This window comes from Arthrobacter celericrescens, from assembly GCF_003614925.1.
Taxonomy (GTDB): Bacteria; Actinomycetota; Actinomycetes; order Actinomycetales; family Micrococcaceae; genus Arthrobacter; species Arthrobacter celericrescens.
Window position 1 is genome coordinate 55,872 of sequence record NZ_QYLP01000031.1, and the last position, 21,662, is coordinate 77,533.

Annotated in this window: 16 protein-coding genes; 1 reads left to right on the forward strand and 15 read right to left on the reverse strand. The window is 59.6% G+C overall.

The features are described 5' to 3' along the window. Nucleotides 1-138: 138 nt before the first annotated feature. The 13 genes from D3654_RS06980 to D3654_RS07040 form a co-directional block, all read right to left on the reverse strand. A complete protein-coding gene (locus D3654_RS06980) occupies nucleotides 139-2,079 on the reverse strand; it encodes an AAA family ATPase (RefSeq protein ID WP_120520792.1) in 1,941 nt (646 codons plus the stop codon). Next, nucleotides 2,076-2,804, reverse strand: coding sequence for a M48 family metallopeptidase (locus D3654_RS06985; RefSeq protein ID WP_120520793.1), 729 nt, complete (start codon nucleotides 2,802-2,804; stop codon nucleotides 2,076-2,078). Before D3654_RS06985 ends, D3654_RS06980 begins: the two co-directional genes overlap by 4 nt. Further along, a complete protein-coding gene (locus D3654_RS06990) occupies nucleotides 2,791-5,889 on the reverse strand; it encodes a type I restriction endonuclease subunit R (RefSeq protein ID WP_120520794.1) in 3,099 nt (1,032 codons plus the stop codon). The genes D3654_RS06985 and D3654_RS06990 overlap by 14 nt, the downstream gene beginning before the upstream one ends. Nucleotides 5,890-5,926: 37 nt before the next feature. Continuing rightward, complete coding sequence (locus D3654_RS06995) at nucleotides 5,927-7,174, reverse strand: restriction endonuclease subunit S (RefSeq protein WP_120520795.1); 1,248 nt, start codon at nucleotides 7,172-7,174, stop codon at nucleotides 5,927-5,929. Then, entirely contained in the window at nucleotides 7,171-9,687 is a 2,517-nt protein-coding gene (locus D3654_RS07000) for a type I restriction-modification system subunit M (protein WP_120520796.1), read from the reverse strand. Before D3654_RS07000 ends, D3654_RS06995 begins: the two co-directional genes overlap by 4 nt. 270 nt (nucleotides 9,688-9,957) lie before the next feature. Continuing rightward, nucleotides 9,958-10,470 (reverse strand): single-stranded DNA-binding protein, encoded by a 513-nt coding sequence (locus D3654_RS07005; RefSeq protein WP_120520797.1) that lies wholly within the window; start codon nucleotides 10,468-10,470, stop codon nucleotides 9,958-9,960. A 53-nt stretch (nucleotides 10,471-10,523) separates the two neighbouring features. Continuing rightward, on the reverse strand, nucleotides 10,524-11,642 hold the full coding sequence (locus D3654_RS07010; protein ID WP_162943662.1) for an ArdC-like ssDNA-binding domain-containing protein: 1,119 nt from the start codon (nucleotides 11,640-11,642) through the stop codon (nucleotides 10,524-10,526). A 135-nt stretch (nucleotides 11,643-11,777) separates the two neighbouring features. Next, nucleotides 11,778-12,347 carry a hypothetical protein gene (locus tag D3654_RS07015; protein ID WP_162943663.1) on the reverse strand — a complete coding sequence of 190 codons (570 nt, stop codon included), beginning with the start codon at nucleotides 12,345-12,347 and terminating at the stop codon, nucleotides 11,778-11,780. Next, complete coding sequence (locus D3654_RS07020) at nucleotides 12,274-14,055, reverse strand: type IV secretory system conjugative DNA transfer family protein (RefSeq protein WP_162943664.1); 1,782 nt, start codon at nucleotides 14,053-14,055, stop codon at nucleotides 12,274-12,276. Before D3654_RS07020 ends, D3654_RS07015 begins: the two co-directional genes overlap by 74 nt. Nucleotides 14,056-14,091: 36 nt before the next feature. Beyond that, nucleotides 14,092-15,354 carry an ATP-binding protein gene (locus tag D3654_RS07025; protein ID WP_120520801.1) on the reverse strand — a complete coding sequence of 421 codons (1,263 nt, stop codon included), beginning with the start codon at nucleotides 15,352-15,354 and terminating at the stop codon, nucleotides 14,092-14,094. A 191-nt stretch (nucleotides 15,355-15,545) separates the two neighbouring features. Next, nucleotides 15,546-17,006: an SCO6880 family protein gene (locus D3654_RS07030; protein WP_120520802.1), complete on the reverse strand. Its 1,461-nt coding sequence runs from the start codon at nucleotides 17,004-17,006 to the stop codon at nucleotides 15,546-15,548. Beyond that, the gene (locus tag D3654_RS07035; protein ID WP_120520803.1) at nucleotides 16,999-18,375 is read right to left on the reverse strand and encodes a type IV secretion system protein; all 1,377 of its coding nucleotides are present in this window, start codon (nucleotides 18,373-18,375) and stop codon (nucleotides 16,999-17,001) included. Before D3654_RS07035 ends, D3654_RS07030 begins: the two co-directional genes overlap by 8 nt. Before the next feature lie 6 nt (nucleotides 18,376-18,381). Beyond that, nucleotides 18,382-18,669 carry a hypothetical protein gene (locus D3654_RS07040; RefSeq protein ID WP_115787455.1) on the reverse strand — a complete coding sequence of 96 codons (288 nt, stop codon included), beginning with the start codon at nucleotides 18,667-18,669 and terminating at the stop codon, nucleotides 18,382-18,384. Between the two features lie 207 nt (nucleotides 18,670-18,876). Between D3654_RS07040 and D3654_RS20420 the strand changes: the two genes are divergently transcribed. Beyond that, entirely contained in the window at nucleotides 18,877-19,509 is a 633-nt protein-coding gene (locus D3654_RS20420; RefSeq protein WP_162943665.1) for a GIY-YIG nuclease family protein, read from the forward strand. A 39-nt stretch (nucleotides 19,510-19,548) separates the two neighbouring features. Here the strand turns inward: D3654_RS20420 and D3654_RS20425 are convergent, their stop codons facing one another. Next, the gene (locus tag D3654_RS20425; RefSeq protein ID WP_162943666.1) at nucleotides 19,549-20,310 is read right to left on the reverse strand and encodes a DUF5677 domain-containing protein; all 762 of its coding nucleotides are present in this window, start codon (nucleotides 20,308-20,310) and stop codon (nucleotides 19,549-19,551) included. A 121-nt stretch (nucleotides 20,311-20,431) separates the two neighbouring features. After that, nucleotides 20,432-21,640 (reverse strand): hypothetical protein, encoded by a 1,209-nt coding sequence (locus tag D3654_RS07045; RefSeq protein WP_120520804.1) that lies wholly within the window; start codon nucleotides 21,638-21,640, stop codon nucleotides 20,432-20,434. Nucleotides 21,641-21,662: the final 22 nt, after the last annotated feature.

Consider the following 21,662-nt stretch of genomic DNA (forward strand, 5'->3'; position numbering starts at 1 on the left):
ATGGCCGCCAACGTATTACATACAGGCATCAAGGTGTCTTGCTTGGGCACCAAGTCGAGGCAGCCCAAACGTTCAGTCAGACAGGGGTCACCTACCCACGGAGCAAGTAGCAAGCGAATCACAGCCTTAGCCAATTCGTTAAGTTCTTGCGGATTCACTCTCTGCACCGACGGCCTTCAAAAGCCTGCGATGCAAAAGTCGAAGCTGCTTCGCACCTGCTGAGCTGGGTCGGGCTTTGTCGTTCTCTACCAGCCAATTCGCGACCGCAACTTTAGATGGCGCCTTCAATCCTTGTTCAGTTATCCAGCCGTCAAGTTGCTTCGCCCATGACTGTTTGGTCGGATCTTCGAGCGTGGGAAGGCTCGGGACCGCTGTTCCTGTATTGCATTCGCCCAGGGGGGCGGTCAACGCCTCAAGATAGGCGATGGGCTCGAGCACATTCTCGATCCCAGGAACGTCGAGACGAACGATCAGCGTCTCTGAAACCCCAGCTCTGACGAGTCCCTTCTGTAACTCATCTCCGCCACCGTCCCCATCAAGGAGGTAGGCCACCTTGGCACCCTCGAGATCAAGCTTCGAATAGAAGTCCTTCGGCACCTCAGACAAGCCCGGGGCCACTTGATATGGGAGCGATTCCATTGCAATTGCGGTACGCAATAATGTCGGCAGCAGGATCATTTCGGTGGCGCCCTCAGCAAGGACGACACAGCGCGCAGGGGTGAATGCGGCCGCGGCCGCCCCCATCGCAAGCATTAAGGGAGAGTATCCTGCAGCCCCTTGCCAGAAACTATTCCTAATGTCGCTGACCTGAAGATTGTCCTTACGCGGAACCACTGATCGAATCCCGGACCCGAGATCCGGAGGAAGGCAGGCCGGGCTATGGGTCGTGTACACGACCTTGACGGCCTGTTCCTGAGTCACAAACATGTTGACTAGGTCAGCCTGAGCGTCGATGTGAAGGTGATTCTCAGCCTCGTCGATCAGCAGAATTGGCGGACGCTCCGTGCCATGTACCTTGAGAAAGGCGATTAGGGCAACGAACATCCTGAGCCCCGCGCTACGCTCGTCGAACACGGTGATGTTGTCGCCGTCCTCCCAGATGACGATACGAAGGTAGGAGCCGTCAACACTGAAGCGAACCGATAGGCGCGATTGCCTCCAAGCCTCCTCGAACAGCGTGTCGAGCCTCTTGTTCGCTTGGGCGATCGCGGTGTCCCGTCGAGCAATATCCCCGCTCTGGACATGCTGGACGATCGCGGCCAGGTCAAGTTGACCCACGCCGGCCAAGTTTTGCAGCGCGGGCGGCACATTCGCCAGCAAGTCATCACCGAGCACGTAAGAAGAATGGATCGTTCGATCGTTTTCATCAAACATCAAGAGATCCGGAGCGCGGCGCCAGAGTACAGAACGCACCCTTGGCGCAGGATCCTCACGTTCCATCCATTCAATGACGGCAACGAGACCTTCTCGAAGTGCTCGAGCCCTTGAAACATCGAGAATCGCAGACAGCAGGGAACTAGCTCGCTCACCCAGATCGGAGTCTTCTCCAGAATGCGAACCGACCAGAATCGCATCGATATCATCAACCAGATTGGCCAGTTCCGAGGGAAAGTCAGCGTCGAAGTCCGGATCGCCGTACCTAGTGTTCGGATCGACCCAGCCCGCCAGGTCTTTTGAACTCGCGCCGCGGCGGAGCTGTTTAACCGCCTGCGTTAGCGGCGCCCGAGCCTTCCTTGGCAATGGCTGAAGTCCCACGGCGACCGTGCCGCCCTGAGCCTTGCGGCCGACTGTCATTGTCTGTGGGGGCTCATCGAGCATGAGATCCGCGACCGATTTCCGGTCCTGGTCATCGAGGATGTACTTTAATGACACGACCGTTGCGTCATCAGCAACCTGACTGCCTCGCGCTCTCTGGGGGATCAGTACTGGCGCATCTGAACCGGCATGAGCAAGAGCTTTGAGCAGGGTGGTCTTGCCTGCCTCGTTAGGGCCAACGATGGCGATAACTTTGCTGTCGAGGTTGATCTTGGCATCGACAAGTCGACCATAGCCCTTGATATACGCGCTAGTCAATCTCATTGATGCCCCCAATCTTCAGATCGAAGCGGCGCCGAGTTCAGCTCGTCACGCCTCGCCCGCCAGTCCGGCAGGAACTTGTCCATCAGTTCGTTAAACGCATCATCGTGGGCCCGCTGCAGATAGTGAGTCATCTCGTGGACCACGATGTACTCCAGGCAGCGCGGGTGCTTCTTGGCCAGTTCTAGATTCAGCCAGATGTGTCCGGACTCCCGGTTGCACGTACCCCATTTTGTCTTCATTCGACGGACGGTCCACTTGGGCACCTGCCGGCCAATAACAGGCTCCCATTTGGCGATAAGTTCGGGGATCGCGTCCTTGAGTTGCTGGCGATACCAGCGTTCCAATGCTGCTAATCGCTGTTCTGGTGTGCTCTCGGCGCGGGTCGATAACCGAAGGCGTGCACCTGCGGTTGCGAAGGTAGTCCGACCTTTGGATTCGACAATCTGGAGCCGATAACGTCTCCCCCAAACAAAGTGGGATTCACCTGCAACCATCTCGCGCTCGGTCTGGCGTACGGCGCTCCTCAGCTGCTCACGTTGCTTCTTGATCCACGGCAGGCGTTGCACGACAGCCAGGCGGATGGCGTCATCGTCTAGGCGCTCTGGGGCAGCTACGCGGACGCGGCCAAGAGGAGGGTAGACGGCGATGTGCAGGTTCTTGATGTTCTTGTAGATAACGTCGACGTCGATGCCGGAAACCGTGAGGTAAGGGCTAGCGGTACTCATTGCGTGCCTTTACCAAATCAAAGAGCTCGTCGAACCGGTCGAAGCCATCCGGCAGCACTTGCTTGATGGCCCGGGCGACGACCTTCTCTTTCATCTTGTTGCCAACCCAGTCGTGCGGCTTGCTGAGTCGAACGGCGGTGTCGACCTGAACCGGTGTGGCTGGATCTGTCCAGCCGAAATCGACGATGGCTCGCTGAGCTCCGTTGACGGCCCACTCAGGGTAGACAGTGTCGGATTCTTTTGAACCGACTTTCTTCGCGTGAGCAATGAGCCGCTCGAGATATGCCTTGTAGTCCAAGGCACCCTGGCGTCGCTGCTCAATGATGGCATCGAGCAAACTAGACATGCTGTCGTAGTACTTCGGATTCATCGCGTGCTCGTCGACGATGACCTTGCGGATGTTGTTGGCGATGGTCTCGGCCACGGCCACGGGGTCCTTCTTGATCCCAGCCGGGAGCTTGTCGATCGCACCAGCGCCTTCCTGGACGATCAGCTGGACGAGGCCCACGTTCTGGAAGTCAGCGACCAGTTCGGAGCCATCGGCATGGATGTAGGTGTCGAGGAGGAACCGCATGCCGGCTTCGTATTGTTTGAAGTCAACGTTTTCGCCGGCACCGAGTTTTACCTCGTCACGGACGGCAGCGTAGTGGGCGACTTCTTTGCTGATTGCCGATGCTTCTGCATCTGAGTAGCCGGCCTCCGCCATGTCGTTGGCGATGGCTGCGTAGCTACGGGTGAGACCAGCAACCGACTTGTAGAGCTCGACACGTTTGGCTTCGTTGTGTTTGATCTGCTCGGCATTGCCCTGGTCAATAGCGCAGAAGTAGTGCTGGTACTGAAGCGTTCCCTTCGGAGGCTCCACTGCTTCACAGAGCGCCCGGATTCGCTCAAGGGCTTCCTCAAGATCTTCGCGGGCCTGCTGGACACGGTCCTTCAGCAGCCCGTCGATGTCGTTCTTTTCGTAGCCGTCGAGCGCGCCGGAGGTGTAGTCCGTGATGGCGTCTTCGAGAGAGTTGAAGAGGTCCTGGTAGTCGACGATGTAGCCGTAGTCTTTGTCGTCACCATCGAGGCGGTTGACGCGGCAAATGGCTTGGAAAAGGCCGTGATCGCGCATGGACTTGTCGATGTACAAGTACGTCGCCGACGGCGCGTCAAAACCCGTCAGGAGCTTGTCGACCACGATGAGCAGGCGCATCTGGCCCGGTTCCTTGATGAATCGTTCCTTGACGTCTTTTTCGAACTGTTCGATCTTTGCCACGGCCTGGTCGGCCGGTTCGTCGTAGTGGTCTGACAGCATTTGCCGGTAGATGTCGTACTGGCGCAGCTTCTCGGTGGCTCCGTGGCCCGAGTCCTCCTTGGAGATATCGCCGGCCTGCGGGTTGTAGCTGGTGACAATGGCGCATTTGCCCTTGAACCCGGCCTGGCGGAACATCTCGTAGAACTTGCAGGCCTGGTAGATGCTGGCGCTGACAAGCATGGCGTTGCCGCGCCCGTCCATCAGACGGGGCTTGGTTTCCATATCGAGCAAAATGTCATTGACGATCTGCTTGGCGCGCGGTTCGGAGCTGACCACTTTTTGCATGGTGCCCCAACGCTTCTTCAGTTCGGCCTTAGACAGATCCGTCATGCCCTTGGTCTTGGCATCGAACCACTGATCGATCTTTGCAGGCGAGGTCAGGTCTTGGTCGATATTGCGGGCCTCGTAGCGAAGGTCCAGGACGACACCGTCATCTACGGCTTCGTTGAATTTGTACGTGTGGATGAAGCTACCGAACGTCTCAATACTTGTTGCCTTGTCCGCTTTTAGCAGCGGCGTGCCCGTGAACCCGATAAACATGGCACCTGGCAGCAGTTGCTTCATGGCCTTGTGCATCTTGCCAGATTGGGTGCGGTGAGCCTCGTCGACAAAGACGAACAGATTGCCCTTGGCAGAGAACCCGGCCGGGATCTTGGAATTGAGCTCGGCAATGAAGTCACCCTCGGCCTCGTCCTGGGCCGCGTCATCGTCGCTGCCACGGAACTTATGGACAAGAGAACAGACCAGCCACGGGTCATGGCTGTTCAAGACGCCGATCAGGTCGGCTCCCGACGTGGTTCGGTAGATGTCTTCGTTGACTCCGGCGAAGACATTCTTTATCTGGTCATCGAGTTCGGTGCGGTCGGTGATAATCAGAACGCGAGCTTGCTTGTCGCCTTGCGTCTGGTGTTCGCGGATCCATTTGGCCAGCCATACCATGGTCAGCGACTTGCCCGAACCCTGCGTATGCCAGATGATGCCGCCCTCACGCTTAGCGATGCGGTCCTGAGATGCTTTGACGCCAAAGAACTGGTTGTGGCGACATGTCTTCTTTGTTCCGGCGTCGAAGACCATGAAGTCGTGGATGATTTCGAGGAATCGTTCCTTTGAGCACATTTGCACCAGGGCGCGGTCCAGTGGCTCCTGAATGTCGGACGGCTCTTTCCATTCGAGCCAGTACTTCTCCGGAGTGTCAATCACGCCATAGCGAAGGCCTTCGACGTCGTTGCCGGCCATCACCAACTGCACCGTAGTGAAGAACGGGCGGATAAAGTCCTTCTTCTGATTGCCGATGTTCTGGCGGATGCCCTCAGAAACGGCCACTTTGGAACGCTTGAGTTCGATGACTCCCAGCGCCAAACCATTGATATACAGGACGACGTCAGGGCGTTTAGAGTGCTCACCCTTGATAGATACTTCCTCGGCTACCACAAAATGGTTGGCCTCGGGACTGTGCCAGTCAACCAACCAGACTGTCTCAGTCTGCTCTCCGATTCCAGGCCGGACCTTCACGCCATAGCGCAGCAGGTCGTAGACCTCTCGGTTCGCTTCGTACAACTTGCGGCCGCCACCAAGGGAAGCCGACTTCTTCAGTTGTTCAATCGCCCTGTTGGACAGGTTGCTGTCGTAGCCACGGGCCAGGAGGTTCTGCTCGAGCAGGCTGGTCTCTATGTGCGAGTTATCTGGGCGCTGCTCCCAGCTACCGGCATACTCGTAGCCAAGCTGCTCCTCAAACAGCTCGACCACTCGCTCCTGCGTCCTACGTTCAATCTGTCCAACGGTACTCATGATTCATGCCCCCAAAAAGTATGTTCAATATCCTGCCTCATGACGAGGCCTCCACAGGCTGCAATCGCGTGCGGCCAGTCAGGAGTTCCTGCATCATTCCTTGCTTGAGTGACTGTGCTTTGGAGAGCCGAGCACGCAATGCCCCTAGCTCTGCATCAGCGTCATAAAGTGTCTTGACGATGGCATGCTGTTCCTCCAACGTTGGGGGCACATCCAGAACAAGGCCTACGAGGTCCCGCTGATACAGGTGGGAAATAGTCGATCCCGCAGTAAGCCTTGATAGGAATTCGTCAAAACTCCTGGAGCGGAGCATGTAGTAGAGGAAGTGTGAGTCATACGCCTTCTTGGTGGGCCGAATCACAAAGACGCCGCTATTTAGTGTGCATGGGCCAGGCAGTTCATCAACGAAGGCAGTTTTACCAATTGTGCCATCCTTCGTCAGGAGTACATCACCCTCGCGCAGTTGTATTCCAGAATCCTGGTCATAGCGCCACCGGTCGACAAACGGCGTACGACTCCAGTCAACTCGCCCATCCGAGAACTCCGTCCCTCCTACTAGCCGATGCTCACCGTCGAACCTATATTCGTCGGCAGTAAGTCCTTGCCATCCGATTCGTGCCCTTAAGGTTGAATTTGAAGCAACGTGCAGCGATGTCCAGTCTCCCGAGAATCCGGGCAATCGTGTCTGACCGGTAAGGAGTTGCTGCATCATTCCTTGCTTGATTGAGCGCTTCTTCGAAATTAGGCGCTCCAATCCGGACGCAAGAGCATCTATGTCGTCCAGAGCATCAGCAATACGAGCCTGTTCCTTCCTTGCAATTATTGGAATCTCGAAATCACGTACTTGTTCCAGCGAAAGGTTTGCTTGGGCCGCTTGAACGTTTATTTCGACAATTCGCCGCTGAACCATGCTGCCTCGCAGCTGCCAAAGCAAGTATCTGGAACAGACGTTATTGCGTTTTGAGGGTCGAATGATAGCAAAAGCCTGATTTGTGTTCGCCGGTAGCCATTCGGGCTTGACGACTGTCGTTCGTCCAAGTGCGCCAGCGATAGAGAAAAGGATGTCTCCAGTCTGGAGTTGCGATCTACGAAGGAGTCCATGTGTTTCGTAGTCGATGAAGGCTTCCTTGCCCGCAATGAACTCGCCGTCGGACGCAATGGTTTCGACTTTGATAAACGTAACGCCACGTGCTACGAACGGGCGCCCAAGGGAAGTCGGCGTTGTTCCCTTGGTGACGAGATCGCTAAGCTGCCGAACTGGCCTCAATACAACATTGCCAATCACTGGACCCCCATTTCTGCCAGATGCAGCGAAACCCTATTTCCGAGATCTGCAAGGTCCGATTCCAAGTCTCCGACGGTTTTGTCATAGCGCTCACCGAGTTCCTTGATGCGGGCGACTAGATTATGAGTCAGCTTCGCTATTTCACCGTCGATGCCGCTTGCAATCGTCGCCTGCCATTTGTCGTCAAGAATGAGCGCCTTCACATCTTGTTCGGTGAGATTGCCGTATTGCGACAGCACCGAATTGTCCAGCTTGAATTGAGCGTCCTTCACGAGTTTCTTGGCAGCCGCTTCGCCATGGTAAAGCTTCATCAGATGTTCGAGAGCTTTGACCTCTTCAAGGTCGCCGTCTTCACGCTTGAATTCTTTGAGTCGCGCAGCAGCTAGGACCTTACTAATCTTCCCGTCGTCCATGGCATCGGCGAGAAGACCTTCTTCGACGGCGTGCTCTTCGGTGTACTCCTCGACCTGGCGAGCTGCGTCGTCCGCGATGGCAGTCAGCTGGTCAATGTAAGCCTGTTCCTTCGTGAAATAGCGGTTGACGATCAGAGCGGGCGGGATCAAGTCCATCTTGTACTTGATAGCCGACCGGCCGGCACCAACCACCAGGTCAGGTGTTTCGGAGATCTTCCGGTCTTTGTCTTCGATGGTCTTGCGTGGTTTAGCCGCATTTACCCAGCCCTCGTGCATGACCAAGAAGATGTCGTCATGGATCGTGCCATGCCAGTACGTCATGAGCTGCTCATAGACGTCGTACTCATCCAGCAGTGCCATACCCTTGAAGCGCGCGAGCAGGTCGTCGCCCAGTTCGGCGACCAAATCGTTGGGCTTCGTGTCCTCGTCGATTGATTCCAGCGCCGAACGGTGAGCGGTGTACCAGGCCCCAAGCTCCGTCCGGGCTTTGTCCGAGAATCCGGCGAATTCCTCCGAATCCAGAATGGCCTGCTGTACCTCCGAGATATCGACGGTCAGTTCGCTGTATCCCTCGCGTCCTGTGTTCTTGAACAACTGCTGCCGCAGTGACGGGAACGCGTCCCAGCTGGCGCTCAGGGCATCAATGTCGCGGTTCGGGATGCCGCCATGTAGGTGCGCGTAAAGGTCCTGGATGTCTTCAGGTTCAGAGGAATCGATGTAGCGCGGGATGTTAAGGTTGAAGTCATTGGCGTCATTGCCAATCTCAGATAGCGGCACCATGCGCGAATACCGCTTGACTTCCTGCTGTCTGGTGAAGACATCGACGATCTTGTGCATGTCCTGGGAGCGGAGGCGGTTTTTGTTGCCGTCTTTCAGGAAGCCCTTGGACGCGTCGATCACGAAGACGCCGGTCCGGCTCTGGGCGTTTTCCTTGTCAAGCACGATGATGCAGGCCGGGATCCCGGTGCCATAGAAGAGGTTGGCAGGCAGGCCAATGATGCCCTTGATGAAACCCCGCTTGAGGAGTTGCTTGCGGATGGTGGCCTCAGCGTTGCCGCGGAACAGCACGCCGTGGGGAAGGATGACCGCGGCCTTGCCGGTGCTCTTCATCGATTTCAGGATGTGGAGAAGAAACGCGTAGTCGCCGTTTTTTTCAGGTGGTGTGCCGTATTCAAAGCGGCCGAATTCGTTCTCCAAACCGTTGCTCCAGGATTTTATGGAGAACGGTGGGTTGGCAACAATAAAGTCGAAAGTATCCAGGCTGTCGCCCTTGGTGAACTGCGGGCTGGTGATCGTATCGCCTTTGCGGATGTCAGCGATCTCATTGCCGTGCAGGATCATGTTCATCTTGGACAGTGCCCAGGTGGCATTGTCCTTCTCCTGGCCATAAATCGTCAGGCCGTTGCGTGATTCAGCGGCAACCTTGAGCAGCAGCGAGCCGGACCCACAGGTCGGGTCGTAGACCGTGGCTGAACGTGGCGTATCCGGAGTGACGCTGATCAGCTTCGCGAGCACTCGTGAGACCTCGGCCGGGGTATAGAACTGTCCCTTTGACTTGCCGGACTCGGTGGCGAAGTGACGCATGAGGTATTCGTAGGCATCGCCGAGAAGGTCGTCGCCTTCTGCACGGGAGCCACGGAAGTCGAGTTCCTGGAAGATAGTGACGAGCTTGGAGAGGCGGTCCTGCATCTCTTTGCCTTTGCCGAGTTTTTCCTCGTCATTGAAGTCGGCAAGATCGATGACCTTTTGCAGGTCGTTGGCATCGGCGAGCTTGGCGATGATCTTGTTGACCTTGTCGCCGATCTCCTTGTCGCCCTTGAGCGCGATCATGTTGTCGAAGGAGCCGCCGGCAGGGACGTCGATCAGCGAATTCGGATCGGTCTTGGCTTTGTCGGAGACGTACTTCAAGAACAGCATCGTCAGGATGTAGTCCTTGTATTGGCTGGCATCCATGCCCCCGCGCAGTTCGTCGCAGCTCTTCCATAGCGAGCTGTACAGGTCCGACTTCTTGAGAGCCACTACCACATCACCACCGATCGGATAGCTTCCGCTGCCAGCTGATGTCCGACTGAGTTCTGGTGGTAGACGCTCTTCATTCATTCACTCCATTTGCCCCATCGCAGTCGCTGGGCGACGCGTAAATACCCAATACGAGCCTACTTGCTGCCTCTGACATTACGGGCAGACGTCCCACAGCGCGAGAAGGCGCCGTCTTGGACCAGACGACGCCCAAACTTTTTCAGTTTCATGGGTTGGCGATGCTCCAGCGATGACGCCAGCCGGAGCATTCGCGTCCTGCCGAATTCAGGATCCCAGCAAGCGCAAGGATCCTGCCCGCAACCAAAGCACAGCCGCCAGGGCCCACCAAGTTCAGTAATTCATCTCATTCCCCGCTGCGGTTCCGAAAGGGCGCACCACCGCCGGATCCTTTGAGATGACGTTGTACACGGGCGCGGGGGCCTCCGCAGCAGCTGACACTTCCGGGGCAACTTGAACCTCAACGTCTGGCCCTGTGGCCGCCGTGTGCGACGCGCGCTGGTAGACAGCCGTTCCAAAGCGAAGGTCCGGCCCGATCGTGTCGGCGACGATGCGGCGGGCCTCGCGGCGTTCACCGTCTTTCTCGTAAGTGCGGAATTCAAGCTCGCCCGCCACCGTGACTGGATCGCCCTTCTTCAGAGAGTTCGCGGCGTTCTCGGCGAGCGCGCGGAATGCCGAGACGTTGTGGAAGACCGGCTCACCGTCTTGCCACGCTCCGTCGGCTCCTTGGACTCGTTGGTTGACTGCCACGCGCAGCTTGGCGTGGGCAACACCTGATTCGCCATAACTGAGCTCGGGAGCGGCAACGAGGTTGCCGGCGATGGTGACAGGGATCTTGGTGCTCATTGTTTGTCCTTTCTGATGCCAGCGGGACTCTCCCGCCGAACAGGTAGTTGGAGTTAGACTCCTGGGCCGGCGATCGCTGGCCCGTCGATTGACGGTGCGGGCAGCCCCACACCGACACCGACATAGGACACTGCCTCTTTCGGCCGTGGGTCGGCTGCGGCAGTCGGAACCTTGCCCCCGAAACCGGGTGGATGGGTCTGTTCGAGGATCCCCTTCGTTGCTGCGGTGACTCGCCCAAGGACTGACTTCGCAATGTCCACCCGCGACGCCGGCAGCTTGCTGCCTGCGTCGCGCTCCGAAGCGCCGTGCTCAGTCTCAATGACGGCGTCCGCCCACCCGGCGAGGTACGAAGCGGATTGTGGCCCACGATCGATCCCGTGCGCCCGCAGCACCGTGTAGGCAACCGACTCAGCCTCCACCTCAGCCAGCCCGCGATGGTCCGCACTGCTGCCGTAAAGCCGCCCGACGGCGTCGTCCGGGCCGTGCAGCAGCACGTGTCCGAGCTCGTGGGCGAGCACCGCGGTGCGTTCCTCCGGGCTCAGCCAGGCACCTACTTGGACAAGGTGCTTGGCGAAGTCCGTATAGCCGCTGGTGAGGCCGTATTGGGCATCGTCGACGCGGACTTCAAAGCCGTGGGATTGCGCGACGTCCCTCAGCGATGCAAAAAGGTCGGACGCCACCGCGCCAAGCCCAACTTGAGTCCTTGGCACCAGCAACGGCGCCCCTTGAGTTTGCGAGACGTCGAAGACCGCTTGCCCGCGCCACCCAATGATGACGGTCTTCTTGCCACCCTCGACGGCGCCTTGCGGAGGCTTCTCCCCGATGCGCATCCTCTGTCGAGTCCCATCGGGCAGCGTGAATTCCTGCATGCGAGCCGTGCGAGGCGCGATCACCCAGAGCGCATGTTCGCCCTTCAGCACTGCGCGGCCGTGGCGCTCCCATTCTCTGAACCCAGCCACAAGCGTGGGTTCCTCGGTGCCGCGCTGCGCCATCTGCATCATGAGCAGGGCCACGTTGCCCCCGGAGTATCGCCAAAGGGTGGCAGACGCATCCAGGAGCACCTGCCAGTGAGACGGGGACTCAACGGCCCTTTCGAGAATCGTGTGCAGGCCATCCGTAAGTGCAGCGATGCGCTCCTCAGGTGTCAGGCGTGAAGCGCCGAGTTCGGCCAAGCCGACTTCTGCGTCTCGTTGCTTAGAACGCGAAGCGCCCTCGCTTCTGGGAGCCACGACGGCCACCTCCATGCCTCTTGGGATCCGCAGACGCGGATATCTGTTCATGTCCCCAGGTGAACGGACAGCATGACTTCAGGACTCGGCCCCAAACTGGTGGTGGGCGGTCCGCCATTCCTGGAACCCCGGGGAATCAACGGAAAGGATTCGGGGGGCGGGTTCCTTGTGCGTCTGCAGCCCGACACAGCCCGCCGTCCGGGTAAGGAGCCGCAAGCGCTCGACGGCGTGCGGCAGCCTTTCGTGAAAGGCGAGCGGCCCGAAACCGGAATCGTCAGCGGAAAACGAAGCCTGCTCCGCGAGCTGAAGAGCATAAAGCTCGGCCACGATCTCGGAGTGCCGCCACCAGCAGTCCGGGATCACCGACGTCGTGAGCTGGTACGTGGAGACAAACCACCTCACCCACGCAGCCAGGGAAGTCCAAACCCTTTCCGCCTGCGCGGACGTCAAGTCCCGCCAGCGAAGTGTCCCACCAGATCCGCGTCCGGGTGGCCGGAACGCGGCGCGGAAAAGCTCGGCCGTCAGTTCGTCGTCATCCGTCACTGTTGAAGGTGTTTCAAAGCGTTCGAGGTCATCACGGCTGTCCATCGTTTGCCCCCTCAGCGATTTGCTGTCGCACCCGATGGCCTGCCGCCAGGACTTGCTCAAGCTCGGCCTTGGATCGGCCGAGCTCCGCGGCGTCTTTCCGCTTGTGCCATTCACGCAGATCCAACAGAATCGGCCGGGTTCGACGCCCCAGCATGAGGGCTGTGCCGGCCGGTAAGCGCCTGATCTCGTGAAGCGGTAGGACGGGACTCTCCCTGATCTGTTCGCCGTCCTGGCGACCCTGCGCGGACCATGAGCGGGTGTTCAGGGTCAGGCTTCGCTCCCCCAGCAACCCGGCGAGTGAGCGGAGATCGCGCTCGTCGGATCCGCCGCCGAAGATCACCTTGATAATCGCGGAATCCCAGATGGTCGCGGCCTCATCGATGGACCAGCCAGTCCTCGCTTGAGACAGCGACTGCAGCACCACAAGGGTGGAAATGCCGATGCCTCCTCCGTCAGAGAGTGCAATCGGCAGCCCTGGCCACGGCGCCAGGTTGGCAATCTCATCAAGGATCAGCGACAGAGGCGGATCCAGCCTGCCTCCGGGCGAGACGAACGCCATTTCCCGCGCAGCGTTGTCGATATCGTCGATCAGGGCCGATAGGTAAGGACCTGCCGCGGCAGCGCCGGCCCGGGTTCCGATCAAGTACAAGGTGCCACGGTCGTGGATGAAAGATTTCGGATCGAACTCCTCTGATTCATCCCGGGGATCCAAGGCGGCCAACACCTTCGGCGATGACAACGGCGCCACGGCAGCCGAAACACCGATCCAGGAATTGGACGTGTTCCGGGGATCGTCCTCCAGGATTCCCATCAGGTCGGCCTGCCAGCCCAGCGCAGCTCCGGGCTCGCTGAGCACCTCCATTGCCTCGCGCGCCAAAACGGGGCTCGACGACCATCGACGGAACGCCCGAACGCCTTCCCCGGATAAGGCAGCGGCGTGCAGGAGGCATTGCAGGATAATCAGCGAACGCTTCTGCCACGCGGCATTCTCACCTTTCATCTCGGTATCCGCTGTGATGACGAGGGCCCGACGTGTGGCAACGTCCGGATCTTGGCAACCGCGCACAGGGGACCAGCGAAGGGTTGAGGGAAGTCCGGACATGCCTTGCGGATCGAAAACGGTCACCGGCCTGCCGCCACCGGCACGCGCATTCATCGTGACCACCAGGTTGTCCGCACGGGTGGAGGTAGTGACGACGGCACCGGGTGCATCGAGGATGGCATTGATCACCACATAGAGCCCTTTGCCCGAGCGTGGCGCTCCTTGGATCACCATCGATTCCTCTGTCGAGACATGGATCGTCACCCCGCGGGAGCGGCCCAGGGTCCACGCGACATCCTGGATCCGAGGTTTGGCCAGGCCCGGGCGGGTGAATTTGCCGCGCCGGCGAACTGACCGGGCTCCAAAATCCTGCAGGATCTCAGCCCGTTTCGCGATGCCGTCGCGGTTCAGGATGTCCTGGCGCAGCCACGCGCCGGACTGTCTCCACCTCCGCCAAAGCACCAACGACCCGACGGCGAGCGCGGCCATCAGAAACAGCGCCGGGCCAAGCAGCCACCAGACATCGACTGTCCCAACACCGCACCCTTGCGGCAGTCGGGCGATCCAATCGATCCTGCCAGCAAAAAGCCCGACGGCGGCGGCCGGGTTTAACGGCGACGGCGGACTGCCACCACAACGCCAGACCATCAGAAGATGCGCCGACCCCTGCGCCAGGAGGCACAGAAAAGCGTAACTGGAGACCGCGAGCAGCCCTGCCGTGACCAAGGGCGTGTTGTCGCCTCGCCGCGAACTCATGACCGCTCAGACCATCCGCTCGTCGGTGCCGAAGACTTCCAGTTCATCGGTGGTAATCCGGTTGGCAACGATGAACGACCGGTTTCCGACCTTCCAGAGCCCGACGCCTTTCGGCAGATTCTCCACGTGCTCGCACTCGGCCTCGGACAACCCCAGGGCTTCCTTGGTTAAGCGCATGGCATCGTGCTTTTGCCGGTAGATAATCCTGGTATCCGCCTCCGTAAGGAGGCCGAGTGCCTTCTGTCGGTGGCCGCTGCTGCTGTCGCCAATCTCGTTCAGGTCAGCTACCTTGTGCATGATGAGCAGGTTCGCAATGCCATAGGTACGGGCAAGCCGCCATTGCTCGCTCATCTTGGCGAGCATGTAAGGGTCAGCAAGCATCCGCCAACCCTCGTCGTAGACCACCAGCCGTTTGCCGCCGTCGGGATTCGTGACGGCAGCTTCCAGCCAAGTGGCGCCGCACGCCGCGGCAAGCGAAAGAGCTTGCTCCGAAGCGCCGATGAGGGCCGCGGTGTCCATCACCATCATGGGCGCGTCGGCGTCGAAGGCGACCGTGGACGGAGCATCGAACATGCCTTCCAGATCGCCCGAGACGGTGCGCCGCAAAGAGTGGCTGACCGCCAATCCGCCGTCCTTGCCGACCAACCCGATCGTTTCCTTGGACGGGTTCAACAAGTGGTCCAGGACCATCGGGAGCGTGGGGTTCGAGTTCTCTGCAACGGTTTCCATCAAGGCCATGTCCAGGGCAGTGTGCTCGACTGGCCGCAGGGGCATGCCCTGCCGCATTAGGGAGACCAAGGCAACAAGCAGAAATCGACGGCGCTGGCGCACCACCGCTTGCCACTGGGCCTCCGTCAGGGCGCTGGACCGTGGTCCGGCGTCCAATGGATTGACGCGGGCGGCGCGGCCTGGGCCGACCGAAATGACCTTTCCGCCCACGGCATTGGCGACGGCGACCCACTCCCCCTTGGGATCGGAAGCGACGGCAGCCTTCCGGCCCAGCGTGATTGACCGGGCAACCAAGGATTTTCCGCACATCGATTTCCCGGTCCCGACAGTGCCGATGACGACAATCGAAGGGCCGCTGATGACGCCTTTGTCATAGAGAATCCATGGGTCGTAGGAGAAGGCTCCGGATCCGAACACGTCAGTGCCGATGTACGTCCCCTCGTGCCCCAGCCCGGATTCGGTGATGAACGGATAAGCAGCCGCGAACGTCAGGGTCGAGGCGCGGTGCGGTGCCGGCCGCAAGCGGTGCGGACCGCGCAAGGAGTTGGGTTCTTTGCTCCCCCAGTCCCCGCCGGGCTCTGTGCTTTCAAGCCGTGTACCGAGAACCTCGCCGGCCCGGCGAAGAGCCGCACCCCACCGATGGATCTGCGCGGGGGGCCCGTGCCGCCGTCGCGCTTTCTGTTCCTCCCGGCCGCCATTCGGAACGTATTGAACCACCTGGCTTACCCGCGTCATCGCAGTCCCCTGCCGAACGGCAGCGCACCGGCGACAAAAGCCGCCCATTGTTGGCCGGCCAGGAGACGCAGTTCGACAAAAGCCCCTGCGGCCGCCGATTCAAGTTCCTGCCTATGCCTCGCCAATTCATCGGTTGTTTCGGCAGTGATGGTCACGTAGGCAGCCGGCCTTACATCTCCATGGCCAGCGACAATCTCTTCCTCTCGCTGGGCAACTTCCTCCTCTTCGGCCTTTTGCTCGCGGGTCAACGGCCGGTCGAAGCGCGCATTGATCCGCCGTCTTGTCTCGTGCGCTTCCTGGGCGGAACGGATGTCCCGAAGTGCCTCGCTGGTCGGAACGGCACGGATCACCTCGGTTACCGTGTGGCGGAAATCGCCGACGTAGATCAATGGGTGCAGAAAGCCCGGGAAAACCTTCTGCCTGGGCCATTCTGCGATCCAGAACGTTTGATGGAATCCGGAGTCTGTCCGAAGGTAGCTCCAGTGCTCTTCAACGGCCATGGGACCCGAGGGTCTTGCCTCTCCGGGCTTTGCCTGCCCATGGTGGCCAGCAACTGCAGCAGGATCGAAGGCGCCGCGAACGACGTCGAGGAGGCCGCCTTCTGGCAGCCACTCCTCCACCTTCACGCCGTGTGTCCCCAGGGCGGTCCTCATGGCATCGACTTCGAGGCGAAGCACATGTTCAATACCGGCCATTCCCCCGCCGGACTCCCGGATCCTGCGCCGGGCCTTGGCGGTATCCAGGACGAGGGCGATCAGGAGATCGTGGCTCATCGCGGACCCGGCGGCCGAGATCAAATCCTCGTACGCACGCCGCCCCCAGCCTGGCCCATTGGCTTCGCCTTGTTGCGGAACCGCTTGTTCATAGAAGTCACGCAACGCGGTCGACGGATACGGGACCGTGTAGTCCTGAACGGAGATTCTCGCGATGCTCGTCCGCTGCGCCAAACCCGCCTGCACCCGGGACCACGCCTGCACAGCCCAGGCCTTGTCATCGGCATCCAAGAGCGCAAAAGACCTGGTACTGCAGCGCAGAACCGCGATCGCTTCCCTGCCACGGGCGTCCACGATGAACGACTCCCCACAGGCCGTCCGGCGAAGTACCAAGTTGCCCAACCCGCCAGGAAGAGTCAGTTTCCCTGCCAGGGCAGCCCGCTCGGGTCTGACCAGAAACCGTGTCTGGCTGGTTGTCGCGCGGTGGAAGAACAGCACCGCGTGGCCAAGCCAAACAGGATATGGGATCCGGGAGTACTGCAACAGCCCGAGCAGCACCAGCGTGAGCCACAGTGGTCCGGAGACAAACAGGCCGCTCGGTCCGCCGGCGGCGGACGCCACGCTCGCGATCACAACCCCGCCTGCAAGCAATAGCAATTGGTACCACTTGAGGCCCATGAACAGTCCCCGGCGCTCGTAGCGGGGAAACTTCACGGGCTCAAGGGCTCGAGTGTTTTCAGACATGGGGATCTCCATTACTCGGAGGACGGACGACATGATGGTGGACAGGCGGTGGTGGAACCATCGGGGGCTGGGACCGTGCTTGTGTCGCTGGAGACGGCGGGTGCGGGCTCACACTGGAGGCTTTACCGCCGGTTCCGGTTCCAGATGCATCCGGAACCGGTCTCTGGCTGTTCGCCCCCTGTACCCGAGGCGAGCTTGAGCCGGATGGCGAGGCGCCGCCGTCGAGCATCAACGTTGTGCCTCCTCTAGGTCCGCGCGGCGGCGCAGTCACTGCAGAGCCGGGCAGCGGAACCCTGGGCGGCAGCGTTCGGGTTGGAAACTGCGGACGGCTCGACTGGATGGGGCGCGGAGCCGCCCGGCGTCCGGCCAGGCTGGCGAGCGTTAATCGGCCGCCAAGCTGCCGGCTGATCTGCCGTGCAGTAATGCTGGAACCGCGCGAGAGAACGTGACCGCCACCGGCAGTTTGGGCGGCCGCAGCGAGCTCGCCTCCGGCGAAACTCACCAACCTCAGGGCCATGAGGGGTGCCCCGCATGCCAGGGCCATACCAACGACGCCACCGGCGAGGCCCGCGAATGATTTGGATTCGGCGAAGAGCTTGATTGCTACCGCCAGGACAGTTGCCGCGAGCGGTTTGGCGAGCAGAAGTGCGACGACGATTTCGCACCAGCGCCGTGCCCAGGACTTTGTCTGTTCCCAGGGCATGAGCATGAGGGCAACCGGGGCGACCGCCGCAAGCACGATCAGCGCGAACGATCGGAAAATCATCGAACACATCAGGATGAACGCCAGGATCCAGACAACGATGGTGGCCATCGCGGTGACGATGACCGCGCCGACGGCACCGCTGCTGGTGCCCGGCGACAGGGAGACGACGTTCCATTCCCGGCCAGAATCCGCTGGCGCCCTCTCGAAGCCAAAGAGGCGCATGAACACCATGTACGGATCGGTTCCGAGCGAGCTGAGAATCGCCGTCGACGCCGAGTCGCCGACTCTCGTGAGCTGCCGGACAAAATAGACAGCAGCAGCCACCATCGGAACCGCGGCCGCGGCCCCGATCAGAGCTCGGCCTATGCGGCGGGGCTGCTGGCTGATCAGGCCGGACAAGAGTTGGAGGATCATGACGACGACGAGCGGCGTCATCATGACGATGACCCACCAATTCGTCAGTCCCGCGACTGCGGTCCATTGGGAGTCATCGACGTCCGAGACGCTGAAGGCGCCCGTGATGAACGACCAGATCCACGAGGCGACATTCTGAAGAATGTTTGCAAACAGCGAGGTGATTGATCCTTGGACGCCATCGTTGGCCTGAGAGACGAGTCCGCATCCGGGCGGCCACCATCCGTTCAGGTCGCACTGAACTGGCATGACTGCCTAGAAGCCGAGCGGGAAGGCGGTCTGGGACCACAGGATGTAGCCGTTGATGCCGCCCAGGATGGCAGCGACGGGCCCAGTCCAGAGCAGGATCATGCCGCCACCCGAAGCAAGCCGCGATGACTGGCTGAGCTTGCCGGTCAAGAGCATCGCCGCACCGATGATCGCCACGATCGCGATTACAACGAAGGCGCCGACAAGGATGCCTCCGCCGATCTGTTTCAACGACTCAAGGAATGGGAAGTCCGCATTTGGGGTGATTCCAGGATCCACAGCTGCCAGCAACATTCGCGTGCTCCGTCCGTCGTCTTCCATTAGCAGTGAGGGGTTCACGACTTCATGGAAGGAACAGGGTGGGACGACGTGACCAGGCACACCACGATTGGGATCATATTCGGTTGGTAAGTGGGCGTCTGCCAAAGTGAAAAATGGCAGCACAGCGCAAGGGTCGCCACACCCGTCGCGGGATAGCTTCTTCGGGCGTATCGTGCGGTCATGAGTGAATTTGAGGACAGCTTGTTAGTTGCAGTAGTCCAATCGCTGTCCGGCAACCGTTACTCCATCTCAGCGGCAACAACCGCCATCCCGAACAACCCGGGCCTGTACGCAGTTCATGGTGGGGAAGACGTGTGGGCAGCATTGGGGCTGGAGCGGCGTCCCACCGACGTGCCGTTGTACGTCGGAAAAGCTGAGGACAGTTTGATAACCCGCGATCTCAAAACTCATTTCGCTGTTGATCCGGACCATGCACCAAGAACAGGGTCTTCCACCTTGCGGCGATCTTTGGCTGCGCTTCTCCATGATCGTCTCGGCCTCCGGGGAGTACCTCGGAACAAAGCAGATCCTGGATACTTCCACAACTTTGGACTTGAGCAGGATGCCGACCGTCGGCTGACTGACTGGATGCAGCGTCATCTAACGCTCGCATGTTGGCCGAAGCCTCCCGACCTTCGACTGAAGCTACGAGACATAGAGCGGCTTGTGCTAGAGCATTGGGATCCACCGATCAACCTGCGGGACTCGCCAACAAAGCTGCCTCAGCTCGTTGCCGCCCGAGCTTTTATGGCAAATCAGGCCCGAGCTTGGGCTGTGGAGCATGGCGGCGAAGACTTCTCCAATGATTCCTGACAGACGTGAATTCGAGCTATCAACTGTTCTTGCGACAACCTAGGTTGACGTAAGTTCGCCCTTCAATGTGAAGTCGATTCCGGTCTCCATGAGCATCTTCAGCGTTTCCAGCTTCGGCTGGAGCGGCCTCCCGTGGCGAAGTTTGTCCGTGGCGTTAACAGCCCAAACCAACGGAGCGATCGCTGTTCCAAGGTGATCATTGACGGCGTTGTGAGGACTTGGAACGTTGATGGATAGATTACCGTCTCCATCGTCCACGACATAGCTGTTCGCGAGCCTCAGTGAGGCATGGGCATAGTCGCTGTAAAGTCTATAAAGGGCATACAAGTCCGTCGCTCCTGCTTCCAGCGATGCCACGCGATCTTCGAAATTCCTAGCCTGATTCGCAAGTTTCGGTGCCGGCCCGAGCACTCCCCCAAGGCGAGCTTCAGCTGATTCTTTGACCTTTTCCTTCAACGGTCCGGCCAGCAGCGTCTTAGCCAGGGCTCTTTGTTGACGCTTCTGCTCGTATTCAAGCGCGGCGAGGCCTTCGGGTCCTTGCAGCGATAGCCAAACACAGGTGATTCCGAGCTCAAATATGGATCTGGCCAGGATTCCGCGGGGCGTACGGTTGTCCTTGTCAGCGTCGAGGAAGGTAAGTGAGCACTCCGCGGCGGCGTGGACGAATCCAATGCAGTTGAGAAGCACATTGATGTCTCCATCCTCGGCGTCATCATCAGCCGGCCGAGCTCCCTCCAGACTGAACCAGCTGCCTATGAGTATCCTTACGTGGCGCTCTAGGTTCTGGTCTGTGGTTTTCACGAACCGGACTCCCCTCTGTGAACCACCAGTGCGCCCTTAAAGCCACGATGCTACGTCTCTGGCTCAGATAGCGCGCCACAGCCAGCACCTGATGGCCCGTCGGACGATGCTTCTCGTTCACTCAGCTTTCTTCTGCCGTTCCCTCATTCTGAAACACCTTTCCGGCGACGCCGATCAATCCAGCCAACCCCAAACCTATTCCAACGACGGGTGCGGCTTCCCTCGACTTCTGGATCACGTGGGATCCAAAGTTCTCGGCGGACCCGAGCTGCCTGGCCTGCCACGACCGGGGCTCGGACTCGATTCTAAGGAGCCCGTGAAAGTCATGGATGCCGGCCCCGAGGTGGTTGGACGATTCCACTACTTCCAGAGACTTGGCTCGATTCCAAACTATTCTTGCATTTGCCGTACCAACTGCCTCGTCCATACGATCAAGCAAATTCCGAGTGTGTCCGGAGATAATTTCTCTTCGGTTCTCTTTGGCGCGCTTCATCCCACGCTTATACGCAGGTACCTTTTCCGGGGTCCCGACCATTGTCCGGTCAAGTTCAATGACATCGATTGCATCCTGCAGTTGGAAGCAGCGAGCCAGAACGGCAAGCCACCTCGGAACCTCGGATTCTGCGCGCTTGGCTGCCTTTGCGAGGCCACCGACACTTGTGCTCTCAAGCTTCCTCGCGATTGCATCGAGTTGATCGAGCGCATAGTTCTGAGCGGCCCCGATCGTCTGATGCGACTGAGCCACCGTAGACCAAAGAGTCTCGTTGACCTCGACGGTCTCCTCGCGGATGGTCATCGCCCGATCAATCGCGTGGCCGACGCCAACCAATTTCGCCACCTCAGCGTCATCCTGCTTGCGAAGTACATCGTCAACTTGCTCGACGATTGCGGCCAAGTAATCGGTGATCTCGGCCATGGTCTGCTGCGCCGCAACTTGGCTCATGATTCCTGCAATGCCAGTAAGTACCGCGGGGTTAGTTACAAACGCTCCCGCTCCATTGTCGATCTTGAGCCACCCGCCGATCTTGCCCGGATCTCCGAGCATCGCGTAGCTGATTCCTGGCGTGTTGGTCGCCATCAGTCCCAACTCTTTGACAAGTTCTGCCGACTCCGGGGTGAGCTTCAAGTACCGGCCCGAATTTGCGGCAATCTTGGAGGCCGTCTCAGCGACTACCGCCCCAGCATTTAGCACCGATCCCAGCCGGTTCAATCCGAGGTCAGTCGACAGCGAAAGTAGTCCCAGCGAGTCAAGGAAACGTTCAACAGTCTTCATGTCTCCGACGACAGCCAAGCCATCGGCATCGCTGATCAGCTCAACCTTGTTTTCCACAATCGGCTCCTAGGTGCTCGAG